The following is a 22,659-nucleotide window of genomic DNA, read 5'->3' on the forward strand; positions in this document are numbered from 1 at the left end:
ACACCGATGAAGAAGCCCGATGACGTCCTTGTGCTGCGGCAGATCCACCTGGTGCGGGCGCTGATCGTGGTGACGATCCTGGGGCTCGTGCCGAGCCTTCTCCTGCCGTGGGCGACCTTGACAGGGGACGAGGCGGGCCGTGTGGGGCTGTTCGAGATGGCCCGGCTCATGGTCGAGAACGACGTCATGTCCGACAATGAGGCGCTCAAGGTGATGGCCGTCGTCGGGTTCATCGGGCTTCAGGTGTGCCTCGTGGTGTTGGCTATCGCCGCATCAGCGATGTGGCAGGGATGGATGGGGAAGCGGAAGGTGAGCGTCGTTCGAACGGTGAGTGTCCTGACCGCACTCGGTGGCTGCGTCCCTGCGCTGATGATCGCGGATGCCTTGGCCTCATCCGGAGGTGTCACCGTTGGCCCGGGTGGGCCGTTCTTCGTGATCGGACTCATCGCGTGCCTGTTCCTGTCCTGGAACGTTCACGTCGGTCCCGTGACGAGCAGGCCTACGATCGGGCCATGACGACTGCTGCACAGCTACGCAAGGGCGCGCTTGACCTTCCTGAGAGCGAGCTGAGCGGCACCGCGGGTCCTGCTGCTTTCGCAGTGCGGGGCGCGACGTTCGCCTCGCTGACCACGGACAAGACCGCCGTTGACCTGCGACTTGGACCGGACGCCGTCGAGAAGCTGCTCGCCGAGCACCCCACGGCCGAGGCGATCACCCGCGACCAGACCGTGATCGGGGTGCGGATCCCACTCGCCGATGTGAACGGCATGGTCCTGAACGACCTCGTAGCGCAGGCGTGGCGGCACTGCGCACCGAAGCAACTGGGCGACGCGTTCGACGCCGCCATGCGCGGTGACGCCACGGATCTCCCGGCGATCGGTCGGCCCGCCACCCGGGCGCTGACCGCCGCCGGGATCACCAGCCTGGACCAGGTAGCCACGCGCACCGAGGCCGAACTCCTGGCGATGCACGGAGTCGGCCCTCGCGCTGTGCGGCTCCTCGGTGAGGCACTCACCGAGCGTGGGCAGCACTTCGCTCACTAGCAGCACCTGCCTCCTCGAGCGGACCGTACGAGCCTGCCCGTACGCGCTGTGGCCAGATGCGGACACATCTATCGACACCCCCGGACCGGTGGGCCATGGTGAACGAACGGCCAGGGTTGTCCGTATCGATGGAAGGTGAACGGCATGGATCTGACTCGACGCGACGCACTGAAGGTAGCGTCCGGGATCGCAGGAGCAGCGGCCATGGGGTCGGCCGGAGTCGCAACCGCGAGCTCGGCCCGCGCCGTGGGCCCCGTCCCACCGGCGACGAACGAGGGATATCCGATCATCGCGCCGCACGATCCGACAGAGGTGACGCGCGCGATCACCAGTAGGGGAGCGACGCTCGGCTTCAGCCGCCACGGCGGTGGCTACATCAATTCTCTCGACCTTGGGGACGGGGTGAACCTCGTGGCCCCGGGATTCGGTCGGGGAGGCCAGACCGCGGTTCGTGACGGCCTGCACTCCCGCCGGTTCAACCCGACCCAGGGTGGCTACCGCGACGGGGGCGGAACACCGGTCGACATGTCGGTGACCGCGTCACGGTCCGGCCCAGGAGAACGGCTCGAGATCCCACGCTTCAACTTGTGCCTGTTCGTCGGCGACGGGCAGTTCAATTACAACGAGCACGAGGATCTTTATCCGAAGCAGCCGGTGTATGGTCCGGGCGATACCGACGGGATCGACGAGACCGGCCTCTCCCAGGACGACGAGTGCCGTAGCGAGTACGACTTCTTCGGGTTCGTCGAGGACGCCTCGAGCATGGCCGGATCGGCGGGAATCCCGGTCTTCAAGCACTACACATGCGTGGAGTACCAGCGCGACCCGGGTCCGCCGCTCACCGTGGCCGGGCAGCAGCCGGAGAAGTACAGCGCGATCCATCAGTCCGGACCCGGCGCCGTCCATCGCAACGGCAGGCCCGCCATCGACGAGTCGAACCGCATCACCGACATCGCTCCCGAGCTCTTCCCGGGTGAGGAGGCCACCAACACGGACATGAGCGGCTTCTTCAACCGCTATTCGCTACGCATCGTGCACAGTGCCGGATATCACTATGGGCTCTGGATCGATCCGGCCGGAAACTGGCAGTCGGAATGGCTGGAGCCCGGTACTGGTCCAAGGCAACAGCGGTTCCGGGAGGACCGATACTACGACCTGGTACCGGGCGGCAGGATCCAAGGTGACGGGGGAGCCTTCCAGACGCCGGCTTCGGAAGACCTGATCATCGCAGCCACCGGCGAGGACCCGTATGACTCACTGGGCGTCGGCATCTTCTTCCCGCAGGAGAGTGCCTACAACGCGAACCCGATCGTGGGGATCGACCGCAAGACCGGCAAGGTGCTCTACACCGACGACCGGAGGATGCGCACCCAGGGTCACTTCCACGGCGGGCTCGGCGGTGGCGGGACCAAGACGGTGCAGGGGGCGACATTCGAGAGCTACTACACGATGTTCCGCACTACCCAGTACCTCACCGGGATGTTCGCCCCGGGCATCCACGGCCATGCGGATGCGGTGGAGCGGGCGCAGCGAGAGGTTTACCTCTTGATCGGGACTCCGGAGGAGATCCGCGCTGCCGCGGACAACATCCGTCGTTCGTTACCGAGGGCCTTCCGGCCTGTGCCTGAGGTGTGGGCGTCGTAGGTGGACGAGTGTGTGCGTGAGGAGGCGACGCGCATGGCGCTGCAGAACTCTCTCAGCCAGAGACCGGCCGGAACGAGACGTCGATGACGCTGAAGTTCATGGCCCGGCGGGTGGCGGTCGGTGTGGTGATCCTCTGCGCCGTCTGCCTGATCACCTACGCCCTGCTGTACCTGCGGCCCCCGACGTCGATCGCGCAGAACCTGCTCGGTCCGGACGCGAACGAGAGCGAGGTCGCGGCCAAGGTTCGTGAGCTCGGACTCGACCGGCCGTTCCTGGTGCAGTTCCGTGACTGGGTCGTCCATGCGATCACGGGGGACCTCGGCGCCTCCTACGGTTCCAGCCAGCCGGTCATCGGCATCATGTCGACGCGTCTGCCCATCACACTCAGCCTGGTCACGGGTGGACTGCTGGTCGTGGGAACAGCCAGTGTCGCCGTCGGTGTCATCGCGGCGACTCGCGGTGGCGCGATCGACCGCGCCCTCCAGGTGTTCTCCATCGCCGCGGCGGCGCTGCCGAACTACTGGGTAGCACTCGTGCTGGTCGTGGTGTTTGCGTTGAACCTGAGCCTGTTCCCGGCTACCGGCTTCGTCCCGCCGGACCAGGGAGTGGGGCGATGGCTGGCGAGCATCACCTTGCCCGTCGTCGCGATCGCCGTCGGAGGAATCGCCAACGTCGCGCAACAGGTGCGCGGAGCCATGCTCGGGGAGCTCCGCCAGGACTACATCCGCACCCTGCGCAGCCGGGGGATCTCGGAACGCGCCATCGTGTACCGGCATGCGTTGCGCAACGCAGCCTCCGCCGGGCTCACCGTTCTCTCGTTGCAGGTGATCGGCTTGCTCGGCGGGGTGGTGATCATCGAGCGGGTGTTCGCCCTGCCCGGCCTCGGCACCCTGCTGGTGGACGCCGGCAGTGCCGGCGACGTCCCGATCGTCATGGGGGTCGTGGCGTTCATGGTGCTGGTTGTCGTCGTGGTGAACACCCTCGTCGACCTCCTCAACGGGCTGCTCGACCCGAAGGCGAGGGTGTCATGACGGCCGAGAACCTGGCCAGCGCCGTTCCGAGCCCCCGCGCCCGGCTGCTGACGCGCACCCTGCGGAACCCGCTCGGTCTGATCTCGTTGGCGGTGCTGGTACTCATCGGGCTGGTCGCGATCGTTGCACCGTGGCTGGCGCCATGGCCGCCGCAGACGGTGCGGCTCGACCTGACGAACGCCCCGCCGTTCGGGCCGGAGTATGTGCTCGGCGGCGACCAAGCGGGCCGAGACATCCTGAGTCGGCTGATCGTCGGAGCACGGGGAGCGGCCGTCGCGGCTCTCGTCATGACGAGCGTCTCGGCTGCGATCGGGGTACCGGCCGGACTCGTGGCCGGCTACTACGGCAAACTGTGGGACGCCCTCGCGTCGTGGCTCTTCTACATCCTGATGGCGCTGCCCGGGATCATCCTGCTGATCGTTCTCTACACCGTCGTCGGGACCTCACCCGTGGTCGCGATGGCCGCGTTCGGGGTGATGTCCTCACCCAGCTTCTTCCGGCTCGTACGAGGACTCGTGGTCAGTATCCGGAACGAGTTGTACGTCGACGCCGCCCGTGTGGCTGGTCTTCCGACGCACCGGATCATCGGCCGGCACGTGCTGGCGGCCGTCCGGGCGCCGGTGATCATCATGGCTGCCTTTCTCGCCGGCGCGGCCATCGGGATCCAGGCCGGGCTCGAGTTCCTCGGCCTCGGCGATCCCACCGTGCCGTCCTGGGGCGGGATGCTGGTCGAAGCGTTCAACAACATCTATGTGGCCCCGGTGCAGGTTGTCTGGCCGGGGCTCGCCATCGGGCTCACCGTCGGCGCCCTGGTGCTCCTGGCGAACGCCATGCGAGACGCCCTGGAAGCCACCGACACTGTCCCCAGCACGCGTGTTCGCAGCCAGCAGGTCCGGGAGGCCAAGCGGGTCCTCGGTGTCGACCATCCACCTGGCCGCGCGGACGGTGAACCGGACAGTCGGGACGAAATGCCCGACGGTGCAGCCCCGCCGTTGAGCGTCACCGACCTGCAGATCGCGTATCCCACGGACTCCGGCTTCTCCGTCGTCGTCGATAGTGTCTCCCTCGCCGTCCAGCGAGGTGAGGTGCTGGGTCTCGTCGGGGAGTCGGGGTCCGGCAAGACCCAGACGGCGTTCGGGATTCTCGGCCTGCTCCCGCGGGAAGCGATCATCAGCCGCGGGCAGGTGCGCGTCGATGGTAGGGAGTGCCTCACCGCGACGGAGCAGCAGATGGCGGTGTACCGGGGGCGCAAGCTCGCCTATGTCCCGCAGGAGCCGATGAGCAACCTGGACCCCTCGTTCAAGGTCGGTCAGCAGCTCGTCTACGGGATTCGCGCCCAGTCACACTGCACCAGGCGTGCGGCGAAGGAGCTGGCCCTGACCATGCTGGAGCGGGTGGAGATCCCCGATCCGGCGAAGACGTTCCATTCCTACCCGCACCAGATTTCCGGTGGCATGGCGCAGCGAGTGCTGATCGCCGGTGCGGTGGCGTGCGGACCGGAGATCTTAATCGCCGACGAACCGACAACGGCGCTCGACGTCACCGTGCAGTCAGAGATCCTCGATCTGCTCCGGGATCTGCAGACCGAGCGGGGCATGTCGATGATCATCGTCACCCACAACTTCGGTGTGGTCGCCGACATCTGCGACCGCGTCGCGGTCATGCGGGAGGGACGCGTCGTCGAGACCGGAGAGGTACGCGAGGTATTCGCGCACCCGCAGCACGAGTACACCCAGATGCTCCTCGACGCCATCCTCGACGACACCGAACCCAGGGCCGCGACGGCGAACGGAATGAGTTCATGAGCGACCTGCGTATCGAGGGCTTGCGCGTGGCGTATGGGTCGAGGAGGCACCCCGTGGAGGTGCTGCACGGCATCGACCTCCACGTCGGTCAGGGGGAGACCCTCGGTCTCGTCGGCGAGTCGGGGTCCGGCAAGACCACCGTGGGGCGTGCCGTGCTCGGCCTCGCACCGGTGACGGGTGGCCGGATCACCTTCGACGGCGAAGAGATCACCCACGTGTCCCGCCGACGTCGGCGCGCGCTGGCCCGGCACCTCCAGGTCGTCTTCCAGGATCCCTACTCCTCGCTCAACTCCGCCTTCACCATCGCCGACATCCTCTCGGAACCGTTGATCGCACAAGGGGTGCCGGCGAAGGAGGCGCACTCCCGGGTGACCACCCTGCTGGACCGGGTGCGACTGCCGAAATCGGCCTCGCAACGCTACCCACGGGAGTTCAGCGGCGGGCAGCGGCAGCGCATCGCCATCGCTCGGGCCCTGGCACTGTCCCCGAAGCTGGTGATCTGCGACGAACCGGTATCGGCGTTGGACCTGTCGACGCAGGGGACTGTGCTGGAGCTACTGACGGAGATCCAGGACACCACCGGTGTCTCCTACCTCTTCATCTCCCACGATCTCGCCGTCGTCCGTCGGATGAGCCATCGTGTCGCCGTGCTCTATCGGGGCGACGTCGTCGAAGAGGGCGCCGCCGGGACGGTCACCTCAGACCCTGAGCATCCATACACCCGCAGGTTGCTCGCCGCGAACCTCGTCGCCGATCCCGACGAACAGGCCGAACGACGCAAGGCACGGCTCGCACTTAAAGCAGCAACAGGCTCGGAAGGGAGCGAGGCCGTGGCGTAGCCGCCTGTGGCCGATTGCCGCCCGCGCGACGACGCCGGGCGGTGGACAGTGAAATTGTGGAGAGGACCCAGGACCATGAAAGACACAGACATCGCGCGACCCTTCGGGCGCACCGGTACCAACCGCGGACTCCCGCGGCGCCGGGTGCTCCAGGCGGCCGCCGGCATCCCGCTGCTCGCTGCCTGCAGCACCGAGCAGGGCGTCGAGGATCCCACTGCGGGCGGGTCGAACGGTGGTGAGTCTCGGACCCTGACTCTCGGGATGAACGGGGACGTGAGCAGCTGGGACCCTGCCGAGCTGCCGAACGCAGAGATCACGAACATCTACCGGCATGCCGTCTACGACACCTTGCTCGAACGGAGCGCAGACGGGCGTGAAGTCATCGGGAACCTCGCGAAGACCTGGGAGTACAGCGAGGGCAACACGCTGCTGACCATGGAGCTCCAGGATGGTGTCACCTTCAGCGACGGTGAGTCGCTCGACGCGGAGGCGGTGAAACTGAGCTTCGACCGTACGGCTGAGAAGAACAGCAACCTCTCCGCCATTGAGAGCGCGACCGTGATCGACGAGCACACGATCGAGTTCCGGCTCACCGAGCCGAGCCCGACCATCCTCGACATCCTCACCACCAAGCCCAGCATCGTCAGCCCGGCGGCGCTGGAGGACCTCACCGAGCTGGCGGTGAACCCGGTCGGCAGCGGTCCGTATCTCCTCGACCGAGACGCGTCGACACCCGAGGTGTCCTACACGTTCGTGCGGAACCCGGACTACTGGAATGCCGAGAACTCGCCCTATTTGTTCGACGAGATCGTGATGAATCCGATGCCGGACATCGCTGCACGGTTGAACGCGCTGCGCTCGGGGCAGATCAACGCCGGAGGAGTCGACGCGGCCTCGGCGCCGGCCATCGAGTCCGCCGGGCTCGACCTGTACCGGACGCCGTCGATGTACTTCGGACTGATCCTCGGCGACCGAGACGGTGAGCTGCTCCCGCCGCTCGCCGACGTCCGGGTGCGGCAGGCGATCAACCACGCCATCGACAGGCAAGGGCTGGTCGACTCCATCATCGGTGGCTACGGACGACCCAGCTCACAGATGGCGGGACCGTCCTCCCCGATCCCGCTGTACGTCGAGGAGCTCGACGACCGCTACCCCTACGACCCGGACCGGGCCCGTGAACTGCTTGCCGACGCCGGGTACCCGGACGGGTTCGAGCTGGAACTGCCCTCACAGGGGCCGGTATCCGCCGCCGACCCGGCCCTGGTGGAGCTCCTCGGTGCCATCGGAATCGACGCCACCCTCGAGAACATCCCGCCCGATCGTGGCGTGGAGGTGCGTGAGGGCCAGTTCCCGATGTGGGTCCTGCAAGGACAGTTCGGGAACCTGTGGACCAACGAGTTCCCCGTGGATGGCGTCTGGAACCCGTTCGGGTCGACCACCCCAGAGCTGAGCGAGATGATGAGCGCGGCAGGTGCCGCGCAGAGCGAGGAGGAACGCACAGCAGCCTTTCAGGATGTCGAACGCTTCATGGTCGAAGAAGCATGGTTCGCGCCGTTCTATCACCGGGAGACGCTCTACGGTGCCGATGAGACCGTGCAGGTGAGCACAGAGTACGGGGAGTCCTTCCCGCTGCTCAGCCACTTCCAGCCGGCCGGCTGAGGGATCCCTGGAACGGAGGACTGAGTGACTGAGGCACCCGCGCGCCGGCGGTTCCCCAATCTGGTGTACATCTTCTCCGACCAGCAGTCGCGAGACATGGTCGGAACCTACGGCGTGGGTGACGTGCGCACTCCGAACATCGACCGGCTGGCTGCGGACGGGGTCACCTTCGACCATTGCGTCTCCAGTGCACCGGTGTGCACTCCGTACCGAGGGATGCTGCTCACCGGGCAGCATCCGTTGCGGAACAACTGCTTCGAGAACGATCGTCACCTTGCGACCGACATCGGGGACTCGTTCGCCGAGGTGATGCGCACCGCCGGCTACCGCAACGGGTACGTCGGTAAATGGCACCTGTTGGGAGGTGACCGGGACCGACCCGTGCCCCCTGGCCCGGACCGGCACGGGTTCGACGGGGCGTTCCACAGCAACAACTGCCACCTCAACTACGACCCCGAGCACGCGTTCTCCTGGCAGGACGGCGAACGGGTGCCGTTCGGCGCGTGGGAGGTGGCCGGGCAGACAGACCAGGCCCTGGCATTCCTCGATGAGCAGGACGAGGACGCACCCTTCTCGCTATTCGTCTCCTATCACCCCCCGCATAACCACCTCGGGGGAGACGCTGAGACCTATTCGGGGTTCGCCGCACCCGAGGAGTTCCTGTCCCTGTACGACCCGGACGAGGTACAGCTGCGGCCGACGGTGCCCGACAATGCACGGACCCGTCGCATGGTGTCGGGATACCTGGCGATGTGCAGCGAGATCGATTACCACGTCGGGCGCATCATGGCCCGGCTGGCCGAACGCGACCTGCTCGAGAACACGATCGTGATCTACACCAGCGATCACGGAGAGACGTTCGGTGCGTACAGCAATCATTGGCACAAGAGCAGTCCCGAGGACGTCTCTGTGCGGGTGCCGTTCATCCTTCGCCTCCCGGGTCGGACCGGTGCGGGCCGACGCAGCCAGCTCCTGCTCGGAACGTTGGACATCATGCCCACGGTGCTCGGCCTGATGGGGCTGCCGGTGCCGGAGGAGTGTCAGGGCCAGGACCTTTCGCGCGCGGTCCGCGCTGGGGACGACGACGCCGTGCAGAGCGTGCCGTTGTTCTACTTCAGTACGCCGTGGCGTGGGGTTTACACACGTCGTTGGACCTACTCATGCGAGAACCTCGACCGGGCCGAAGCCGCGGCCCCGATCGCCTCCGACGTCGGACGAACTGCTCTGCTGCGCAGCTTCAACACGTTGTATGACCGCGAGGAAGACCCGGACCAGCTGTACAACCTCTACGGTCATCAGGATATGCCCGGACTGCACGGGATCGAGGAGATTCAACGTGAGTTGCATGCCCTGACGCTCCAGTGGCTCGACTCCTTCGACGACCCGTTCCCCGACCGGAGCGAGCTGGAAGCGGCGCGCGCCCCAGGAGAGGGGCGTCCGATCGACCGGCTGAACGCAGTCTCCCGTGGTGTCAGTCGGGGTCGTCGACGATCCGGATCCGGGCCTCCCGGAACGGGCTGAACCACAGGCCGAGGGCTGCCGCGGCGAACAGGACGGCCGCGGCCGCGAGCACCAGGCTCAGATTCGCCCATTCGGCGACGAGGCCTGCCAGTGGTGCGATCAGCACGACCACGGCCCGGTTCATCGAGCGCATCGTGGTGTTGGTGCGTGCCTGGAGCCCGTCGGGGGTGATTGCCTGCCGGTAGGCCATCTCGTGCGAATTGCTCGCGCCCATCGCAAAGCCGTGCAGTGCTTGCCCCGTGCACAGCAGCGCGATTCCGAACCAGTCCGGCCCGGCGTACTGCGCGCTGAGCACCGTCGCCACTCCTGCCGTGCTGAGGGCGTGCGTCAGGATCACGGTGCCGCCCGACCCGAGCCTCCGCCCGAGAGGGAGGGACGCCATTGCTCCACCCAGCGCACCGACTCCTGCGGCCGCTGTCACCAATCCGAACCACAGATAACTCAGTGCCATGGTGGTGAGCAGGTAGACAGCCAGCACGGCACCGAGCGCCGCCTGACCGGCGAACCACACGTGGGTCCAGATGGCCAGGTGCCGCAGCTCGCGGGTGCGGTACACCCACCGCAGGCCGTCCACGATCTCGCGCCGCAGGTGGGGGCGCGGGCTGGCTGGTACGGCTTCGTTCACCCGGGTCAGGGCCACCATCACCGCGGAGAAGATGAACGTGCCTGCGTTGACGAGCACGGCCAGCGGCGCCCCGACCAGGCTGAGGAGCACGCCGCCGGTGGCAGGACCAGCAGTCTCGGCGACCGCGTTCGTTCCATCGATGCGTGCGTGCGCGCGCTGCAGGTGTACCCGTGGCACGAGGCGCGGAACGAAGGCCTGTGAGGCACTGTCGTTCATCAGCGTCGCGGCGCCGAAGGCGAACACGATCACGAGCAGCACCGGCAGGGAGAGCACACCGGCCCACCAGGCCAGGGGGATGAGCACCAGCAGAATGGCGCGAACCAGGTCGGTGGCGATCATCACCGGACGGCGTGCCCGCCGGTCGATCAAGGCACCCAGGATGAGCCCGAACAGGAGGTACGGGAGCCAGCGCGCCGCGCTGAGCAGGCCGGTGCCGGTCGTTCCGGCCTCGAGATGGGTGACCACCAGCGCCTGCAACGCCAGCAGCGTGATCCACGCACCGAAGCCGGAGACCGCCTCGCCAGCCCAGAACCACCGGAACTTCCGCGGCAGCGGCTCAGCAGGGGACGCGCTCATATCGAGGACTCTGGCACAGCATCGGCTCAATCCCGACTACTCGTTCGCTCCGCGTCTCACGGTCGGGCGCACCTGGCAGGGCCGTTATGGCCAGTACTCCGGGATGTCACAGCCGGAGAGGTCACAGACTGCACCGTCGATGATCACCCACCCCTCAGGTCGATGCTCCATGAGGTAGTTCCCGCCGAAGTCACCATCGAGCACCGAGTAGTTGCGTCGCTCCCCGTCCACGGCGACCGCCGTGGAGCAGAACATTCCCGTGGTCGGAGCGTTGGGTTCGCACGCACCGCTGTAGACGTCCTCGAGGTCCTCGTCCGGGTAGGCGATCGACAGGCAGGCACCGATGGCCTCTTCCGGGGTCGGGTAGGCGCCCTCGGGCACCGCGCCGCCGCAGGGTTCGGCGAGGTTCGGGGTGGGCAGGGGCACCGGCGTGTTCCGTGGGGAGCCGTCGGGTTCGGTGCCGAGCGCGAGCTCGACGGCACGCACCGGTTGGATGACACCCTCGGCGTCTTGCGCCTGGTCGAGGATCTCCTCGACACCGTCGATGCTCAGGGTGGGGTCCGCCTGCATCACCAGGGCCGCCACGCTGGTCACGATGGGTGCGGCACCCGAGGTGCCGGAGTCGAAGAAGTAGCTGTCCTGCAGGTGGGCCTGGATCGTGCTGGGCGGCAGCTGTGCACCGGCCAGCATGGCCTCGTAGGCGGCAAGCAGCTGTGTCGACGGCAGCGTCGGGAACGGCGCGGCCGGGGCGAGCGCGCTGACCGGGTTGGGGAACCCGGGGTGGACCGACGGATCGGCCAGGTAGGGGTCCACCGAGCAGTGCCACCGGGTGCCGGCGGGAGTGCTGGCGCCCACGGAATAGGAGTGCTGGAAGAACGCCGGGAGCGGGGACTGGTGGCGTTCGTAGTGCCCGAAGCCGCACCACTGGGGTGAGTTCTGATTGGGTGTTCCGCCCCAGTTACCCGATCCTGCCACCACGAGTACCCCGACGTCCCGGGCATGGGAGACCGCTGCCTGGAGTCGATTCCGGGTCTCCGCCTCGATCCAGTCCGGTTGCACCGAGAGCGAGACGTTCACCACGTCGGCTCCCGCTGCCACCGCGTGCTCGATAGCGGCGGCCACATTGTCGGGCGAGGTCGTGGACTTGGTGGCGTAGGTGGTCAGGGTCACCCCGGGAGCGAGGCCGGGGATTCGCCCGGTTCCCACGATGATGCCCGCCACCTGGTTGGCATGATGATCGGCGAGCGTCGCCGGGTCCATGTCGGTGATCGGGCCATCGGGTCCGATCGGGATGCTCGGGGCGAGACCGCGGGGCAGGTGCGGATGATCCGGCTCGATGGCGTCGAACTCGATCACTGCTACCGAGACGCCCTCACCGGTGATCTGCGGGTACCGGTCACGGAGGGCATTCAGCTCCAGTACGGTGGCCACCCACTCCGGTGCCAGTCTCGGGACGTCCGACCCGTCGTCGACATACAGCGGGTCGAGCGCGCCGCCGGTGAGTGAGCTGATCGGTCCGTCGTCCGTGCCCGGCTCCGGAATGGTCAGGTCGACGGGTTGGCTCGGCCCGGATCGCAGGTCGCCCTGCTGGGCCTGGACGGTCGCCGAGATCGTCTGCCCGTACCAGTCGGGGGCGAACATGCGGACGCCGAGCCCCAGGTAGCAGAACTCGTCCGAGCATGCCTCGGAGGGAACGGTCATCGCCGGCTGATCGGCGATCGTGACGAGATAGGAGTCGGCTCCGGGGGTGACGGCCCAGCTCACCGCGACGGCGTCCGGAGCCTGGTAGTCCTGAACACTCTCCGGTGCCGCAAGCGCGTCCGGATCCGCATCCGGATCGGAAAAGCCGACCTGCACCACGGCATAACCGCCCAGCACCACAGCCACGGCCACCAGCCCGGCGACCACCCACCGCCCGCGATGCCTCATCGGCGCGGAGGCCGACATCAGGGTGCCCTCGGCGTGTTCGCGAGAACTGTCATGGCTCAGCCCCCTCAGCGTCGAACGATCCCGCGCGGCCAGTGTACGGCGGGAGCCTCGTGCAGGTGTGGGGTGCGTCACCGTCGTAGATGCGCCGGTCCGCGACGACAACGCCCCCGATATTCGCTCGGCTCCTCGCCCGGGCAGGCCGTAGCGTCGCTATATGACCGTCCGCTTGCACCGCTCGCCGTCCCTCGCCGCGACCGACTACGCCTACGCCGCCTCTATCCCGACCTCTGCGCGGCTGGTCCACCTGGCTGGCGCCTGCCCGCTGGGACCGGACGGGACCACGGTGGCGCCGGGGGACTACGTGGCCCAGGCCCACGCCGTCGTGGCGAACCTGCGCCAGACTCTGGCCGACCTCGGCGCGGACCTCACGGACGTCGTCTCCCACCGCGTGCTGGTGGCCTCAGCCACGCAGGCCGACCTGGTCCAGGTGTGGGACGTCGTCCGGACGGCGTTCGGTGAGCACGACGTGCCGTCCACGCTGATGGGGGTGACCGTGCTCGGCTACGACGACCAACTGGTCGAGGTGGAAGCGGTGGCTGTGCTGCCCGAGCGGCCCGCCGCCGACGGCATCTTCGACGACCCGCGGCTGGCGGCCGTGTACGACCCGCTCGACCCGGACCGCTCCGACCTGGATCACTACGTCGCGATCGCCGACGAGTTGGGCGCACGCTCGGTGCTCGACGTCGGGTGCGGCACCGGCACGTTCGCCACCATGCTCGCTGCGCGCGGGCACGAGGTGGTGGGTGTGGACCCCGCGGGTGCGTCATTGGACGTGGCGCGCACGAAGCCGCACGCCGATCGGGTTCGCTGGCTGCACGGCGACGCACCCGCCGCCCGGCGCGAGCTTCCCGACCTGCGGGTCGACCTGGTGACGATGACCGCGAACGTGGCGCAGGTCTTCGTCACCGACGAGGCATGGGAGGAGAACCTGCACGCGATCGCAGCGCTGTTGAACCCGGGCGGACACCTCGTCTTCGAGACCCGGGTGCCGGAGCGGCGTGCGTGGCAGTCCTGGAACGCCGAGGACTCCTTCCACGCGGCGGACGTGCCCGGCATCGGCCGGGTCGAGTCCTGGCACGAACTCCTGGACGTGCGCGGTGAGACCGTCACGTTCCGTAGCCACACACGATTCCCCGACGGCGTCACGATCCCCGCTGAGTCCACGCTGCGGTTCCGTAGCCGCGAGCAGGTGACGGCGTCCCTGACCGAGTGTGGATTCACCGTCCGGGACGTTCGCGATGCTCCGGACCGCCTCGGCAAAGAGCACGTCGTCATCGCCCAGCGCGCCGGTTGACGAGGGTCCGGTGGGGGATGGGTTCGGGGTCTGTAGGTCATACGCTGCCGGGTGTTCTTTCGCCCCTGGTGGAGGGCAACCCCCATGGTCACGTGGGCCTGGTGCGATCGCTGCTCGGCACCTTGCGGCTAGTTGTACCGTGAGTCGCACGAGAATGGGGGCAAGGCGATGAGTCCGACCGGAGCCGATGATGATCGGGTGAACGAACTGGCCGAGCGGTTGGACCTGGTGAGCTCCGTGGCGCACACGGCGTTGTCCTGGGCCACCGTGGCGGGCTTGGCGTGCGCCGGCCTGGTTCCGATGTGGACCTACAACCCGGCGTCGCCCGATGTTCCGGACGGGGCGAGCCTGGTGTGGCTGCCGACCTACTTCGCACTCGGGGACGGCGACGGGACGTTGCTCGGAGCGATCGCCTGGATCGTGCTCGGGGCTCTCGTGTGCGCAATCCTGGTGGCATCCTTTTACCGACGTCCGCCGCGGTGGCTGCGCCTGACCGGTGCGGGGAGCTTCACCGTGCTGATCCTCGCGTCCCCGCTGTTGCTCGTCGTCGGCGCCGAGGAAGACCTCGGCTGGGGGATCCTGTTCCTGGCCGTCGCGTTGTTCCTGTTCGGCATCCTCATGTGGTCGCCTACGGTCGCCAGGCTGCGGACCTGAGCAGGTTCGGCCCGTTGGGTGTGACTTCCGAGGGGCCGGGAACATGGGGGCCGCGAACCGCATCACCACGCTTGCCACCGCGTGGGCCTCCGGCGGCAGTGCCTGCTACCAGACCCCGATCTGCTCAGCGACCTGCAGGGAGCCCTGTGGTTCCGCTCCGGGCAGTACCGCGCAGACCGGGGCGGCCCGGCAATTGGTGGTTCTGGGAGATCGGCCTGCCGCGCCGGATCGCCGACACCCTGATCCTGCTCGGTGACGCGGCGTCTGCGGAGGACGGCAACAAGCCCCAGGGGTGGATGGCGGTGTACGTCTTCTACGGAATCAACGGGTGGGATCTGGCCGCACCCGAGGACGACGCCTATGACCTGGTCATCGCTGTCTCGACCGGGGTGCTGGAGCCCCGTACCGCCGCAGATCGCCTGGCCAGATGGGTACGCGCGAACTGAGGTCGGCCGATTCGTGGGCGCCGCGCGCATGTCCTCGCGTGGCAGGCATGTGTCGAGGGCGCGCGCAAGGGCTGGTGGCCTGGCGTGTGATCGTCGCCCGTCCGGTCTGTAGCCACGTGCGTCGTTGTGGCTTGTGCTCGCAGTGAGTCTTCGCTACCGTCCGTTAAGAATTGCTTTCACCAAGGTAACGGAGCCTTTGAAAATGGATTTCACACCCTCCCGTCGGACCTTCGTCCTCGGCGCAACCGCAGCGATCGCAGCCGCGAGCACTGGGATCGCCACCTCTGCCGTCGCGGCAGACCCGTACACCGACCTCATCGATCGGCGCCGGGCCTTCCTCACCGGCGGTGATGTCGCGGCCACCCACCCCGCGCTGCAGGAGAAGCGCGAGACGATCGACGCCGAGGTCGATGAGCTGGTCGCGACGTTCTACCGCGAGTCCGGCCGGACCTACCTGTGGCCTGACCTACCGATCAACGCCGTGTCCAACACCGCCGAGGTCGGGAACATGGGGGTGACGGCGAACCGCATCACCACCCTCGCCACCGCGTGGGCCTCCGGCGGCAGCGCCTACCACCAGGACCCCGACCTGCTCAGCGACCTGCAGGGAGCCCTGTGGTTCCTCTCCGGCCAGTACCGCGCAGATCGGGGCGGCCCGGCAACTGGTGGTTCTGGGAGATCGGCCTGCCGCGCCGCATCGCCGACACCCTGATCCTGCTCGGTGACGCCGCGCCGGCCGAGGCGTCGGAGCTGCTGATCGAGGCGGTGCGCTTCCACGCCCCGGACCCGAACGTCCGCCGGGACTACTCGTGGCTGAAGGAGACCGGAGCGAACCGCGTGGACAAGGCGCTCTCCTGCATCATGCGAGGACTGCTCAGCGGCACCGAGAGCGAGGTCGTGCTGGGCCGTGATGCGCTCTCCGACGTGGCCGACGGCGGCCGCAACAGCGTGTTCGGCCGGGTCACCTCCGGCGACGGCTTCTACGACGACGGCTCGTTCGTCCAGCACGGCCGGCTGCCGTACTCCGGCACCTACGGCGGTGTGGCGATCACCGGTGTGGCCGAGGTGCTCGCGCTCCTGGCCGGGAGCCAGTGGGCGGTCACCGACCCACAGATGGGCAACCTGCTCGAGGCGATCGACATCACCTTCGCGCCCTTCCAGTGGGACGTGCGCACGATGGACACCACCCGCGGCCGCGCCGTCTCCCGTCAGCACGGTCAGGACTTCCACTCCGGGTTCGCCATCGTCTCGGCGATCATCGTGCTCGCCGATTCCGCGCCTGCCGAGGACGCCGCCCGGTACCGCGCCATGGTGAAGGGGTGGCTCGAGCGGACCGAGGACCAGCAGGTTGCCACGAACAGCCAGACTCTGGCGGCCACGGCGCGCAGCGTAGCCGTGCTGGAGGACCCGGCGGTCGACGTCGCGCCGCCGCGGACCGGGACGACGAACACGTACCACCAGGAACGGATCGTGCACCACCGGGGTGACTGGGCCGCCGTCGTGAACACCTCCTCGGCGCGGATCGGACGCTACGAGTGGGGCAACCGGGAGAACAACCTGGGCTGGTACCAGGGGGACGGGATGATGTTCCTGTACCACCGCAACGACCCGGCGCAGTACTCAGCCGACTTCTGGCCCACCGTCGACCCGTACGCCCTTCCCGGGATCACCGTGACCGGTGAGGAGCGCACTTCCGGGCTTGGGGACGGCACCGGGATTCCGCGGGCGCAGAACGCCTACGCCGGTGGTCTGACCCTCGACGGTGAGATCGGTACGACGGCGATGGACCTGGAGAACTTCTCCGGGAACCTGCGGGCGAACAAGTCCTGGTTCTACCTCACTGACCGGATCGTCTGTGTCGGTTCGGGCATCACCGACAGCTCGGGCACCGGGGCGCGCACGATCGCGGAGAACCGGTCGTTCCCGGTGGGCGAGATCCCGGCGGTCCAGGTCGACGGCGCCCCGACCGCCCTCTCCGATACGCCGGTCCCGGCACGCTCGGTGCACGTGGCCGGGCACGCCGGCGTCGTGTCGCTCACCCCGGCCGGCGCCGACGAGGCGGCGTTGTCGGTCCGCGCTGACACCCGGACCGGCACCTGGAAGACCATCAACGACGGTTCCGACACCGGTGGCTCGGACGAGGAGGTCAGCCGCGACTACCTGCGGATCGAGCGCGAGCACACCGGCACCGACGACTGGTACGCCTATCAGGTCCTCCCGCTCGCCGATGCGGTGACCACGGCGGACGAGGCGGACAGCCCGGGCGTCGCCGTCGTGCTCGCTGACCCCTCGGCGCACCTGATCGAAGCCTCGGACGGGACCCGGATGGCGCACTTCTTCGCCGGAGGAACCTACGAGGGATACACGGTGAGCGGACCTTGCGCCGTCGGGCACCGGCAGACGCCGCCACCGCAGAGCGAGGGCAACCCTCGCGCGAAGCGGCAGGTGGAGGTCGTCGTGGCGCAGCCGACGAAGGCCGGCGGCACCGTGACGGTGACCTTCCCGATCGACGTGCCTGATGCGGTGATCGAGGCGGATGAGACGGTCACCGTGGTCTCGACGGCACCGTTGGTGCTTGCGGTCGACACCGGGCAGCGGCGCGGTGGCGAGCACCGCGTGCACTTCGCCAGCCGGTAGGCGATCCGACAGACAAGGAATCCCTCGTCGATCTGCAGCCAGATCGACGAGGGATTCCTTGGTCTCAGGTCAGGCCGTCAGTGCGGCGAGCACCTCGTTGAAGGTGGCCGACGGGCGCATCACGTCCGCCGCCTTGGCGTCGTCCGGGCGGTAGTAGCCCCCGATGTCCGCGGGCTCACCCTGCACGGCGAGCAGCTCGGAGGTGATGGCCTCCTCGTTCTCGGCCAGCGCCCCGGCGATCTGGTCGAACGCACGGGCAAGCTCGGCGTCCTCGGTCTGCACGCTGAGCTCGCGGGCCCAGTACAGCGCCAGATAGAAGTGGCTGCCGCGGTTGTCGATCTCGCCGCACTTGCGGCTCGGGGACTTGTTCTCGAGCAGGAACGACGCGGTGGCTTTGCTGAGCGTGTCGGCGAGGATCTGCGCACGGGCGTTGCCGGTGGTGGTGCCCAAGTGCTGGAAGCTCTCCGCCAGGGCGAGGAACTCACCGAGGCTGTCCCAGCGCAGGTGGTTCTCCGCGACCAGCTGCTGCACGTGCTTGGGAGCAGAGCCGCCGGCGCCGGTCTCGAACAGCCCGCCGCCGTTGATCAGAGGCACCACCGAGAGCATCTTGGCGCTGGTGCCCAGCTCCAGGATCGGGAACAGGTCGGTGAGGTAGTCACGCAGCACGTTCCCGGTCACCGAGATGGTGTCCTCGCCGCGGCGGATCCGCTCCAGGGAGAAGCGGGTGGCCTCGACCGGGGACATGATCTCGATCTGCAGACCCTCTGTGTCATGTTCGGTCAGGTACTCGTTCACCTTCGCGATCAGGTTGCGGTCGTGCGCGCGGGTCTCGTCGAGCCAGAACACGGCCGGGGAGCCGGTGGCACGAGCACGGGTCACGGCGAGCTTGACCCAGTCCCGGATCGGGACATCCTTGGTCTGGCAGGCGCGCCAGATGTCGCCGGGGGAGACCTCGTGGGAGAGGAGCACCTCACCGGAGCTGCTGACCACCTGGACCGTACCGGCGGTGTCGAGCTGGAAGGTCTTGTCGTGGCTGCCGTACTCCTCGGCCTTCTGCGCCATCAACCCCACGTTCGGCACCGAGCCCATCGTGGTGGGGTCGAAGGCGCCGTTCGCGCGGCAGTCCTCGATCACGGCCTGGTAGACGCCGGCGTAGGAGGAGTCCGGGATCACCGCGAGGGTGTCGGCCTCGGCGTCGTCGGCGTTCCACATGTGCCCGGAGGTGCGGATCATCGCCGGCATCGAGGCGTCCACGATCACGTCGCTGGGTACGTGCAGGTTGGTGATCCCCTTGTGCGAGTTCACCATCGCCAGGGCGGGGCCCTCGGCCAGGCCCTTCTCGACGGCGGCCCGCACCTCGTCCGCAATGCTCGGCTCGAGCGCGTCGAGGCCGGCCAGGATGGCACCAAGGCCGTCGTTGGGGCTCAGGCCGGCGGCCTCGAGCTGCTCGCCGTAGCTGGCGAAGACCTCGGGCAGGAAGGCACGCACCACCCGGCCGAAGATGATCGGGTCGGACACCTTCATCATGGTGGCCTTCAGGTGCACCGAGAACAGCACGCCCTCGTCCTTGGCGCGCTGCACCTGGGCGGCGAGGAACTCATCCAGCGCCGCAGCCCGCATCACGGTGCCGTCGACCACCTCACCGGCGAGCACCGGCACGGACTCCTTCAGCACGGTGGTGGCACCCTCAGCACTCACGTGCTCGATGCGCAGGGTGTCGTCAGCGCCGATGACGACGGACTGCTCGTTGCTGCGGAAGTCGTCGGCACCCATGGTAGCCACGTTGGTCTTGGAGTCGGCCGACCAGGCCCCCATCCGGTGCGGGTTCTTGCGCGCGTATTCCTTGACGGCGATCGGGGCGCGGCGGTCGGAGTTGCCCTCCCGCAGCACCGGGTTCACGGCGCTGCCCTTGACCTTGTCGTATCGCGCGCGAGCGTCCTTCTCCTCATCGGTGCTCGGCTCGTCCGGGTAGTTCGGCAGGTCGAAGCCCTGCTCCTGAAGCTCGGCGATCGCGGCCTTGAGCTGGGGGACCGAGGCGCTGATGTTCGGCAGCTTGATGATGTTCGCCTCAGGCGTCTTCGCGAGCTCACCGAGCTCGGCGAGCGCGTCACCCATGCGCTGCTCGGCAGGGAGAAGGTCACCGAAGGCGGCGATGATCCGGCCGGAGAGGGAGATGTCCCGGGTCTCCACGTCCACGCCGGCGGTGGAGGCATAGGCCTCGATGACCGGCTTGAACGAGTAGGTCGCCAGCAGCGGGGCCTCGTCGGTGTGGGTGTAGATGATGGTCGACATGCGCAGATGAGTCCCGTCGTCTCGGGTGTATGTACCAGATTGCTCGACATCAAGATATCGCCTCGCGGCTGCTGCGTGGCGAGGTGACCGCGGGAGCGAGGGGCGGTGGTGCTACCGGTCGCTGGTGCATGAGGTCCGCCGTGGGGTCTTCGAGTGAATCCCGCGGCTGGCGAGAAATGCTCGGTCGCCGCGTGCTATTGGCGAATTTCGTCATGGCCAGTAAAGGGAACGAACCCGTGAGAAGGCTGGTTTGTCTCGCCCACTAGAACGACGGTCCGCATGATGAGACTCGTTGTGGGGTCGGCGTCTGACCTGCACCGACGGCGGCTGAGGGCCAGCCGCGCAATCTCGCGGATTCGCTCTTCAGGGCCCGGAGAACGTGCGATCTGAGGTCATGAATGGCCGTGCCGATTGGCCGCTATAGACAGGGGCATGTCGGTTAGGTAACGATGCGGATACAAGATTGTTCGTAGGGGCACTCAGCAGTTCGGGGCGTGTGTACAGTTCCCGTGTCCATGGCGGACGCTATGTTCGTCCGACCCACGAGGTCGATCCGGACTCCGGTCTGGGGCGAGCGGCTCCACGCCATCCAAAGGAGGAACAGTGAAGATCAGGCGAATCACCGCCGTCGCTGCCACGTTGGCAGCGAGCGCGCTCGTACTGAGCGCGTGCGAAACACCGGAGACAGAAGGCGGATCCGGGATCACCGAGGACACAGCTCTCTCGGTCGCATGGAACCAGTCGTTCTACGAGTACAACGATGACAGCGCCACGGGGAACGCGACGGCGAACGCCATCATCTTGTACATGATGAACTCGGGGTTCACCTACTACGACGGCGATCTCAACCTGGCACAGGACACATCGTTCGGGACATACGAGAAGACGAGCGACGACCCGTTGACCGTGGAGTACACGGTCGACGATGATTCGGCGTGGTCCGATGGCACACCCGTGGACGCTGCCGACATGCTGCTGTTCTGGGCCGCCATGAGCGGACACTTCAACACTGCGACCTTCGACTCCGACGACGATGGTGTGACGGTCTACCCGGAAGACCACGAGGACGCTGGCGAGCCGGTTCCCGAGGACGTCCTGGCGAACCAGGTGTTCTTCAACGCGACCAATCCGAACATGACCGAGATCGAGTCGATGACGGTCTCCGAGGACGGCAAGTCGGTCACCGCGGTCTACGCGTCGCCGTTCGCCGACTGGGAGCTGAATGTCGGAATGGGTGTTCCGGCGCACGTCGTGGCGATGCATGCTTTGGACATCGAGGACCCGATGGAAGCCAAGCAGGCCCTCATCGATGCGGTCGAAGGTGAAGACGCTTCGGTTCTCGCCCCGATCGCGGATTTCTGGAACACGGGCTTCCAGTTCGGCGACGTGTTGCCGGATGATGAGTCGCTGTACCTCTCCAGTGGCCCGTACCTGATGACGGACTTTGTCCGCGACCAGTACGTGACCCTCGAAGCCAACCCGGACTACACCGGGGATCTGCAGCCCAAGGTCGAGACGATCATCGTCCGCTACTTCGCCGATCCGATGGCGGCTGTGCAGGCGCTCGAGAACGGTGAAGTGCACCTCATTCAGCCGCAGGCGAGTTCCGACACGCTGCAGGCGTTGGAGGGCCTTGGTGACGGATTCGATGTGATCACCGGTGACGGCGCCACCTACGAGCACGTCGATCTGATGTTCGCCAATGGCGGTCCGTTCGATCCGGCTACCTACGGTGGCGACGAGGAGACAGCGCTGGCGGTCCGCCAGGCGTTCCTCAAGTTGATTCCACGGCAGGACATCGTGGATCGGGTCGTTGCTCCGCTGAACCCTGAGGCAACCGTGCGTAGCTCCTTCAACGCCATCCCGGGTGCGCCGAACTACGACATGCTGGTGGAAGCGAACCAGATGGACACTGCCTTCCCGCTCGAGATTGATCGAGAAGGCGCGGCCCAACTTCTCGAGGATGCCGGTGTGGAGACGCCGGTCGAGGTGCGTTTCCTCACTGCCTCGGACAACCCGCGCCGGATGGACCAGCTGGCACTGATCACCGAATCGGTGGAAGCGGATGGGCTATTCGCGATCAATGATGTGTCCAGCGCCGAATGGGGATCGATGCTCGCCGACCCGAGTCAGTACGACGCCTCGATGTTCGGGTGGCAATCTACCTCTACGTCGATCCTCAACTCTCGTTCCACCTTCGAGACCGGCGGCGGCAACAACTTCGGCGGATTCTCTGACGCACGGGTCGATGAGTTGTGGGCTGAGATCGCCGTTACTCCGGACTTCGACCAGCAGAGCGAGTACCTCGCGGAGATCGAGTCCATTCTGGTGGAGAACGCGTTCGGAGCCAGCCTCTACCAGCACCCGTCGATCACTGGGTACAACACCGATCTCCAGAACGTGAGCTCCATCCAGGTGAGCCCGACAATGTTCTGGAACTACTGGGAGTGGGAGACCACGCTGACCCAGGATGACATCGTCGAGGGTGAAGGCGAGGAGGGCGAGGGCGACTCCTGATCATCAGGATCCGCTGAACGTGCGCACGGTGTGGGGGTGCCGGTATCGGCCGGTACCCCCACACACGTTCGCCCACCTATCGTCCGC

Annotated in this window: 17 protein-coding genes; 14 read left to right on the top strand and 3 right to left on the bottom strand. The window is 67.3% G+C overall.

Annotated features, from left to right (window positions below; all coding sequences use genetic code 11):
- The first annotated feature begins 6 nt into the window (after positions 1-6).
- The 8 genes from BLU77_RS19740 (at position 7) to BLU77_RS19775 (ending at position 9,542) form a co-directional block, all read left to right on the top strand.
- Positions 7-516 carry a hypothetical protein gene (locus BLU77_RS19740; protein ID WP_089774971.1) on the top strand — a complete coding sequence of 170 codons (510 nt, stop codon included), beginning with the start codon at positions 7-9 and terminating at the stop codon, positions 514-516.
- Complete coding sequence (locus BLU77_RS22815) at positions 513-1,043, top strand: helix-hairpin-helix domain-containing protein (RefSeq protein WP_089774973.1); 531 nt, start codon at positions 513-515, stop codon at positions 1,041-1,043. Before BLU77_RS19740 ends, BLU77_RS22815 begins: the two co-directional genes overlap by 4 nt.
- A gap of 144 nt (positions 1,044-1,187) precedes the next feature.
- Positions 1,188-2,687 carry a hypothetical protein gene (locus tag BLU77_RS19750; RefSeq protein ID WP_089774975.1) on the top strand — a complete coding sequence of 500 codons (1,500 nt, stop codon included), beginning with the start codon at positions 1,188-1,190 and terminating at the stop codon, positions 2,685-2,687.
- Between the two features lie 83 nt (positions 2,688-2,770).
- Complete coding sequence (locus BLU77_RS19755; protein ID WP_089774977.1) at positions 2,771-3,718, top strand: ABC transporter permease; 948 nt, start codon at positions 2,771-2,773, stop codon at positions 3,716-3,718.
- The gene (locus BLU77_RS19760; protein WP_089774979.1) at positions 3,715-5,523 is read left to right on the top strand and encodes a dipeptide/oligopeptide/nickel ABC transporter permease/ATP-binding protein; all 1,809 of its coding nucleotides are present in this window, start codon (positions 3,715-3,717) and stop codon (positions 5,521-5,523) included. The genes BLU77_RS19755 and BLU77_RS19760 overlap by 4 nt, the downstream gene beginning before the upstream one ends.
- The gene (locus tag BLU77_RS19765) at positions 5,520-6,362 is read left to right on the top strand and encodes an ABC transporter ATP-binding protein (protein WP_089774981.1); all 843 of its coding nucleotides are present in this window, start codon (positions 5,520-5,522) and stop codon (positions 6,360-6,362) included. The genes BLU77_RS19760 and BLU77_RS19765 overlap by 4 nt, the downstream gene beginning before the upstream one ends.
- A gap of 75 nt (positions 6,363-6,437) precedes the next feature.
- Entirely contained in the window at positions 6,438-8,021 is a 1,584-nt protein-coding gene (locus BLU77_RS19770) for an ABC transporter substrate-binding protein (RefSeq protein WP_089774983.1), read from the top strand.
- A 24-nt stretch (positions 8,022-8,045) separates the two neighbouring features.
- Positions 8,046-9,542, top strand: coding sequence for a sulfatase family protein (locus BLU77_RS19775; RefSeq protein ID WP_089774985.1), 1,497 nt, complete (start codon positions 8,046-8,048; stop codon positions 9,540-9,542).
- On the opposite strand, the gene BLU77_RS19780 is transcribed toward BLU77_RS19775, so the two are convergent.
- On the bottom strand, positions 9,493-10,743 hold the full coding sequence (locus BLU77_RS19780) for an MFS transporter (protein WP_089774987.1): 1,251 nt from the start codon (positions 10,741-10,743) through the stop codon (positions 9,493-9,495). The two genes, BLU77_RS19775 and BLU77_RS19780, sit on opposite strands and share 50 nt — an antisense overlap.
- Before the next feature lie 84 nt (positions 10,744-10,827).
- Positions 10,828-12,690 (bottom strand): S8 family peptidase, encoded by a 1,863-nt coding sequence (locus tag BLU77_RS19785; RefSeq protein WP_089774989.1) that lies wholly within the window; start codon positions 12,688-12,690, stop codon positions 10,828-10,830.
- Positions 12,691-12,886: 196 nt separating this feature from the next.
- On the opposite strand from BLU77_RS19785, the gene BLU77_RS23115 reads away from it, so the two are divergent.
- The 5 genes from BLU77_RS23115 (at position 12,887) to BLU77_RS19810 (ending at position 17,763) form a co-directional block, all read left to right on the top strand.
- The gene (locus tag BLU77_RS23115) at positions 12,887-14,026 is read left to right on the top strand and encodes a methyltransferase domain-containing protein (RefSeq protein WP_089774991.1); all 1,140 of its coding nucleotides are present in this window, start codon (positions 12,887-12,889) and stop codon (positions 14,024-14,026) included.
- 168 nt (positions 14,027-14,194) lie between these two features.
- Entirely contained in the window at positions 14,195-14,680 is a 486-nt protein-coding gene (locus BLU77_RS19795; protein ID WP_089774993.1) for a hypothetical protein, read from the top strand.
- A 146-nt stretch (positions 14,681-14,826) separates the two neighbouring features.
- Positions 14,827-15,126 carry a hypothetical protein gene (locus BLU77_RS21900; RefSeq protein WP_175477245.1) on the top strand — a complete coding sequence of 100 codons (300 nt, stop codon included), beginning with the start codon at positions 14,827-14,829 and terminating at the stop codon, positions 15,124-15,126.
- Positions 15,127-15,328: 202 nt separating this feature from the next.
- Positions 15,329-15,838 (top strand): hypothetical protein, encoded by a 510-nt coding sequence (locus tag BLU77_RS19805; protein WP_089774995.1) that lies wholly within the window; start codon positions 15,329-15,331, stop codon positions 15,836-15,838.
- Positions 15,742-17,763, top strand: coding sequence for a polysaccharide lyase 8 family protein (locus tag BLU77_RS19810; protein ID WP_175477246.1), 2,022 nt, complete (start codon positions 15,742-15,744; stop codon positions 17,761-17,763). The genes BLU77_RS19805 and BLU77_RS19810 overlap by 97 nt, the downstream gene beginning before the upstream one ends.
- A gap of 69 nt (positions 17,764-17,832) precedes the next feature.
- On the opposite strand, the gene BLU77_RS19815 is transcribed toward BLU77_RS19810, so the two are convergent.
- Positions 17,833-20,055 carry an NADP-dependent isocitrate dehydrogenase gene (locus tag BLU77_RS19815; RefSeq protein WP_089774999.1) on the bottom strand — a complete coding sequence of 741 codons (2,223 nt, stop codon included), beginning with the start codon at positions 20,053-20,055 and terminating at the stop codon, positions 17,833-17,835.
- A gap of 603 nt (positions 20,056-20,658) precedes the next feature.
- On the opposite strand from BLU77_RS19815, the gene BLU77_RS19820 reads away from it, so the two are divergent.
- Complete coding sequence (locus BLU77_RS19820; RefSeq protein ID WP_245708961.1) at positions 20,659-22,572, top strand: ABC transporter family substrate-binding protein; 1,914 nt, start codon at positions 20,659-20,661, stop codon at positions 22,570-22,572.
- The last annotated feature ends 87 nt before the right edge of the window (positions 22,573-22,659 follow it).

The sequence above is a fragment of the Ruania alba genome (genome assembly GCF_900105765.1).
GTDB classification, from domain to species: Bacteria; Actinomycetota; Actinomycetes; order Actinomycetales; family Beutenbergiaceae; genus Ruania; species Ruania alba.

Excerpts from the sequence above, each read along its gene's own strand:
- BLU77_RS19785 (WP_089774989.1), bottom strand. The coding sequence starts at position 12,690 with ATGTCGGCCTCCGCGCCGATGAGGCATCGCGGGCGGTGGGTGGTCGCC.
- BLU77_RS19755 (WP_089774977.1), top strand. The coding sequence starts at position 2,771 with ATGACGCTGAAGTTCATGGCCCGGCGGGTGGCGGTCGGTGTGGTGATC.
- BLU77_RS22815 (WP_089774973.1), top strand. The coding sequence starts at position 513 with ATGACGACTGCTGCACAGCTACGCAAGGGCGCGCTTGACCTTCCTGAG.
- BLU77_RS19795 (WP_089774993.1), top strand. The coding sequence starts at position 14,195 with ATGAGTCCGACCGGAGCCGATGATGATCGGGTGAACGAACTGGCCGAG.
- BLU77_RS19780 (WP_089774987.1), bottom strand. The coding sequence starts at position 10,743 with ATGAGCGCGTCCCCTGCTGAGCCGCTGCCGCGGAAGTTCCGGTGGTTC.
- BLU77_RS19815 (WP_089774999.1), bottom strand. The coding sequence starts at position 20,055 with ATGTCGACCATCATCTACACCCACACCGACGAGGCCCCGCTGCTGGCG.
- BLU77_RS19740 (WP_089774971.1), top strand. The coding sequence starts at position 7 with ATGAAGAAGCCCGATGACGTCCTTGTGCTGCGGCAGATCCACCTGGTG.
- BLU77_RS19805 (WP_089774995.1), top strand. The coding sequence starts at position 15,329 with ATGGATTTCACACCCTCCCGTCGGACCTTCGTCCTCGGCGCAACCGCA.
- BLU77_RS23115 (WP_089774991.1), top strand. The coding sequence starts at position 12,887 with ATGACCGTCCGCTTGCACCGCTCGCCGTCCCTCGCCGCGACCGACTAC.
- BLU77_RS19770 (WP_089774983.1), top strand. The coding sequence starts at position 6,438 with ATGAAAGACACAGACATCGCGCGACCCTTCGGGCGCACCGGTACCAAC.
- BLU77_RS19765 (WP_089774981.1), top strand. The coding sequence starts at position 5,520 with ATGAGCGACCTGCGTATCGAGGGCTTGCGCGTGGCGTATGGGTCGAGG.
- BLU77_RS19750 (WP_089774975.1), top strand. The coding sequence starts at position 1,188 with ATGGATCTGACTCGACGCGACGCACTGAAGGTAGCGTCCGGGATCGCA.
- BLU77_RS19760 (WP_089774979.1), top strand. The coding sequence starts at position 3,715 with ATGACGGCCGAGAACCTGGCCAGCGCCGTTCCGAGCCCCCGCGCCCGG.